Source organism: Georgenia sp. 311 (genome assembly GCF_006151955.1).
Lineage (GTDB): Bacteria > Actinomycetota > Actinomycetes > Actinomycetales > Actinomycetaceae > Oceanitalea > Oceanitalea wutianyii.
In genome coordinates this window covers 1-5097 of the sequence record NZ_VDFS01000023.1, presented here as the reverse complement: position 1 = coordinate 5097, position 5097 = coordinate 1, and the positions used below count along the sequence as shown (strand labels likewise).

Genomic DNA, 5097 nt, shown 5'->3' with positions numbered 1-5097 from the left:
GAGCAGCGGTCCGGTGAGGTCGGCGGTGAGGATCTCCGGCTGGGGGTGGCGGGCGAGCCGCGCGTGCTCGCCCTGCGACCAGCACCGGTAGACGGTCCCGGGGCCCTGACGTCCGGCGCGGCCCGCGCGCTGCTCCGCCGACGCCTGACTCACGCTGCGGGTGACGAGCCCGGCCAGCCCGCGGTGGTGGTCGGTGCGCGGCTCGCGCGCCAGCCCGGCGTCCACGACCACGCGCACGCCGGGCACGGTGAGGGAGGACTCGGCCACCGCCGTCGAGACGACGACCCTGCGGGCGGTGCCCGGGCGCAGCGCCCGGTCCTGCTCGGCGGCCGGGAGCCGGCCGTGGAGCGGCAGCACCTCCACGCCCGTGCCCGACGTGCGGCGCACGACGTCGTCGACCTCGCGCGCTCCCGGGAGGAAGACGAGGACGTCCCCCTCCTGCTCGCGCAGCGCCCGCTGGACGACGTCGGCCACGTGCCCGAGGAACGCCGGGCTCGTGCCTCGCGGGGTGAGCCGGGGTGCCGTGCGCGGGGGCGGGCACCACACGGTGTCCACCGGGTGCAGCGCGCCGGGCACCGTGACCACCGGCGTGCCCGCGCCGAGCACCGCCGCCACCCGCTCGGCCTCCACGGTCGCGGACATCGCGACGAGGGCGAGGTCCTCGCGCAGGGTCGCGCGCACCTCGACGAGCATGGCGAGCAGGAGGTCGGAGTCGACCTGCCGCTCGTGGACCTCGTCGAGCACGACGGCGCGCACCCCGGGCAGCTCCGGGTCGCGCTGCAGACGCCGCAGGAGGGTGCCCGCCGTGACGAACTCCACGACAGTCGTCGGACCGCTGCGCCGGTCGCCCCGGACGGCGAACCCGGACGTCGCCCCGACCGGCTCCCCGAGCAGCGCGGCCAGGCGCGCCGCGGCGGCGCGGGCGGCGATCCGGCGCGGCTGCGTGACGACGACCCTGCCGCCCAGCGCGACCGCGATCGCGGGTGGGACGAGCGTCGTCTTGCCGCTGCCGGGCGCGGACTGGAGGACCGCGGTGCCGGCCGTGCCCACGGCGTCGGTCAGCTCGGCGAGGCCAGCCGCGACGGGCAGGTCGGGCGGGTCGGCGAGGAGCTGGGCGAGGGCGGTCACCGGACCAGTGTGCCGCGCCACAGCCGCTCTCCCGCCGTGCCGACCCGCGCGGCCCACGCCACACTGACCCGATGCGAACCGTAGGTGTGGAGGAAGAGCTGCTGCTGGTCGGGACCGACTCGGGGCGTGCGGTGGCCCGGGCGACCCAGGTGCTCCGGCGGGCCGAGGTGCTCGCCGGCAGCCGGTCCTCCGGGATCTCCGCCGCGGCGTCCTCGACCCCGGGGTCGAGCATCGACGGCGAGCTGCAGCGCGAGCAGGTCGAGACCGACACCGCTCCCCACCACGACATGACCGCGCTCGGCGAGGAGCTCCTCGAGTGGCGGGTGCGGGCCGACTCCGCCGCCCGCCGCGAGGGCACCCGCGCCGTCGCCCTGGCCACCTCCCCCCTCCCCGCCGAGCCGAGCGCCGCCGACGACGAGCGCTACCAGCGCATCGTCGAGCGCTACGGCCAGATCGGGCGCGAGCAGCTCATCTGCGGGTGCCACGTCCACGTGTCCGTCGACTCCGACGACGAGGCGATCGGCGCCCTGGACCGGGCGCGCGTCTGGCTGCCGACCCTTCTCGCGCTCAGCGCCAACTCCCCCTTCTGGCAGGGCGGGGACTCCGGGTACGCCTCCTACCGGCCCGAGGTGATGATCCGCTGGCCCGTCGCCGGGCCTCCCGACGTCTTCGGCTCGGCCGCCGCCTACCGGCGGCGGATCGAGGAGATGATGGCCACCGGCGTCATCCTCGACGAGGGCATGGTCTACCTCGACGCCCGGCCCTCACGCTCCTACCCGACGCTCGAGCTCCGGGTGGCGGACGTGTGCCAGGACGCACGCGACACCGTCCTGCTCGCCGCACTCTCGCGCGCGCTCGTCGAGACGGCCGCCGGGCAGTGGGCGTCGGGCGACCCCGCCCCGGACGTGCCCACCCAGATGCTCAGGCTGGCGACGTGGCAGGCCTCCCGCTACGGCACGGGCGGTGAGCTCCTCGACCCGTTCACCCACCGGCCGCGTCCGGCGGGCGAGGTGCTCGACCTCCTCGTCGCCCACGTGCGCCCCGCGCTCGAGGGGTACGGGGACACCGAGCTCGTCCTCGACGGACTCGCCCGCCTGCAGCGCGTCGGCACGGGTGCCGACCGTCAGCGGCGGGTGCTGGAGCGCACCGGCAGCCTGCACGACGTCGTCCAGGCCGCGGTGCGCATGACGCTGGGACAGGAAGGAGAGGGCTGATGACCTCACTGTGGCTGGGCGCCGGGCCGGGGACGGTGCCGGACGCCGAGCGGCTCGCCGCTGAGCCGGTCACCGGACGCTACGACGTCGCCGTCGTCGGTGCGGGACTCACCGGGCTCGCGACCGCCGTCCTGCTCGCACGGGCCGGGGTGCGCGTCGTCGTGCTCGAGGCGCGGTGGATCGGGGCCGGCACGACCGGCCACTCGACGGCGAAGGTGTCGCTCCTGCAGGGCACCCGGCTCTCGGCCATCGGTGCCCGTCACGGCGAGGACATGGTGCGCCAGTACGTCACGGGCAACCGGGTCGGCCAGGAGTGGCTGCTCGCCGAGAGCGCCCGGTGGGACGTGCCCGTCCAGCGCCGTGCCGCCCTCACCTACGCGGCCGGTCCCCACCAGCTGCCCGCCGCCGAGGACGAGCACGCCGCGGCGCTGAGGGCCGGCTTGCCCGTCGAGTGGCACGAGGAGCTCTCCGCGCCCTTCCCCGCGCTTGCCGGCACGTGGCTCGCCGACCAGGCGCAGGTCGACCCCGTCCAGCTGCTCGCCGCGCTCGCCAGGGCGGCACAGGACGCCGGAGTCGTCATCCGGACGGGTGCCCGGGTGACCGAGCTGCGCGGCAAGGACGGCGCCGTCGCGACCAGTCGCGGCACCGTCCACGCCGACCGTGTCGTCCTCGCCACCGGGACCCCCTTCGCCGACCGCGGGGCCTACTTCGCCCGCCTCGAGCCGCAGCGGTCCTACGTGCTCGCGCTGGAGGTCGACGCGCCCACCGACCTCCCGATGTCCATCACCGCCGGCACGCCGACCCGTTCGCTGCGCACGGCGCCGCACGGGGACGGGGAGGTCGTCCTCGTCGGCGGCGCCTCGCACGTCGTCGGCCGCACGGAGTCGCCCCGTGCCCGGGTGGAGAACCTCCTCAGCTGGGGGCGCCGCTGGTTCCCCGACGCGCGGCTCGTCGCCCGCTGGTCGGCCCAGGACTACCACCCCGTCGACGAGCTGCCCTACGTCGGGCCGCTCGTGCCCCGCGACACGCGCGTCCACGTCGCCACCGGCTTCGCCAAGTGGGGCATGACCAACGGCGTGGCCGCCGCGCACCTGCTCGCCGCGGCCCTCGTGGGTGAGACGCCGGAGTGGTGCGACGCGTACCGCACGTGGAGCCGCCACGAGATGTCCGGTCTCACCGAGGCGGTCCGGCTCAACGCCGGCGCTGCCGCACGGCTCGCGGGCGGGTACGTCCGGGCGATGACCGCCCCCGAGACCGGTTCGGCGCCGACGACGGCAGACGCGTCGGCCGCCGAGCAGGCGGACGCCACGCCCGTCCAGGAGGGCGGTTCGGACGCGGACGGGACGGCGGCCCCGGAGGCGCCGGCCGAGGGCACCGGCTGCGTCGTGCGGCACGGTCTGCACCCCGTCGCCGTCTCGACCGTGGACGGCGTCACCCGTGCCGTCTCGGCCGTGTGCCCCCACCTGGGCGGGGTGCTGCGCTGGAACGACGAGGAGATGTCCTGGGACTGCCCGCTCCACGGGTCGCGGTTCACCGCCGACGGCGAGCTGCTGGAGGGTCCTGCGACGCGCGGGCTCGCCACCCGATGACGTTCGCCTGGCAGCGGGTCGCGCTGCCGAGGGGCGTGCGGAGTGCCTCGTGGTGGCGCGAGCGGTGGCGGCGCAACCCCCGGCTCGCCCTGGCCTTCCGGGCGGCACTTGCGGCCGCGATCGCGTGGGCGGCCGTGGGCCTCCTCCCCGGCCCGGCCGCCGACTACCCGTACTACGCGCCGTTCGGCGCGGTCATCGCCACGACCTTCACCCTCGCCGGCTCGGTGCGTGAGTCGCTGCAGTCGGTGCTGGCCATCGTCGTCGGCGGCGCCGTCGGGTGGGCGGTCGACCTCCTGCCGGCCACCGGGCCGGCGGCTGTCGCGCTCGTCGTCGTCCCGTCCGTCGTCCTCGCCGGGTGGCGGCTGCTGGGCTCGATGGGCAGCTGGGTCCCCACGGCCGCGCTGTTCACCCTCATCGTCGGGCACGGGGAGGAGACGTACGTCGGCGCCTACGCCGGGCTCACGCTCTTCGGGGCCGTCATCGGCATCCTCGTCAACGCCGTCCTGCCGCCGCTCCCGCTCGCCCCAGCCCAGGCCACGATCGCCCGGTTCCGCGCCACGCTGGCCGGGGACGTCGCCGCGCTCGCCGCGCTGCTCGACGGGGAGGAGCTGCCCTCGCTGCGGGAGTGGGACGACGAGCACGCCGTTGCCCCGCGCGAACGGGCCGCCATGGCCGCGGCGGTGACGGAGGTCGGGGAGGCGGCCCGCCGCAACCCCAGGGCGCGGCGGTACACCGCCTCGATCCAGGCGCTGCGGTACGAGGCGCGCACGCTCGACCGGCTCTCGCTCGTCGTCAGCGACCTCGCCGACCTGCTCCTCGGGGGCGTCGGCGACACCGACCGGGTCGAGGCACTGTCCGGAGGGACGCGCGAGCTGGTCCGCGACGCCCTCGGCACGATCGCGGCGGCGCTCGAGAACGTCACGGACGCCGGTACCGAGAGCGTGGAGGGCGGGCCTCCCTCGAGCCGCGAGGCGCACCGCGCCGTCGAGGAGGCGCGCCGCGTCGCGCCCAGGCGGGACGACCAGCTCCTCGTCGACTCCGTGCTCGTCTCCCTGCGCCGGGCCTCGGACTCGCTCGCCCAGATGGAGCGGACCGACTGAGGTCCGTCGCGCTCACGGCCGTGGCGCGCCATGATGGGGGGCGATCGCCCACCGAGCCCAGGAGCA

The 5097-nt window shown here is 76.6% G+C and carries 4 protein-coding genes; 3 read left to right on the top strand and 1 reads right to left on the bottom strand.

The window, feature by feature from the left end:
- On the bottom strand, nt 1-1128 hold a 1128-nt coding region (locus FHE66_RS04025), incomplete at its 3' end, for a helicase-related protein (protein ID WP_139071808.1).
- Between the two features lie 71 nt (nt 1129-1199).
- On the opposite strand from FHE66_RS04025, the gene FHE66_RS04020 reads away from it, so the two are divergent.
- The 3 genes from FHE66_RS04020 to FHE66_RS04010 are packed head-to-tail and all read left to right on the top strand — an operon-like array spanning nt 1200 to nt 5031.
- A complete protein-coding gene (locus tag FHE66_RS04020; protein WP_139071707.1) occupies nt 1200-2342 on the top strand; it encodes a glutamate--cysteine ligase in 1143 nt (380 codons plus the stop codon).
- Entirely contained in the window at nt 2342-3931 is a 1590-nt protein-coding gene (locus FHE66_RS04015; protein ID WP_139071706.1) for an FAD-dependent oxidoreductase, read from the top strand. The genes FHE66_RS04020 and FHE66_RS04015 overlap by 1 nt, the downstream gene beginning before the upstream one ends.
- Nucleotides 3928-5031, top strand: a complete 1104-nt coding sequence (locus tag FHE66_RS04010; protein ID WP_139071705.1) for a hypothetical protein — start codon at nt 3928-3930, stop codon at nt 5029-5031. Before FHE66_RS04015 ends, FHE66_RS04010 begins: the two co-directional genes overlap by 4 nt.
- The last annotated feature ends 66 nt before the right edge of the window (nt 5032-5097 follow it).

Coding starts and splice junctions, on each gene's coding strand:
- FHE66_RS04020 (WP_139071707.1), top strand. CDS start 1,200: ATGCGAACCGTAGGTGTGGAGGAAGAGCTGCTGCTGGTCGGGACCGAC.
- FHE66_RS04015 (WP_139071706.1), top strand. CDS start 2,342: ATGACCTCACTGTGGCTGGGCGCCGGGCCGGGGACGGTGCCGGACGCC.
- FHE66_RS04010 (WP_139071705.1), top strand. CDS start 3,928: ATGACGTTCGCCTGGCAGCGGGTCGCGCTGCCGAGGGGCGTGCGGAGT.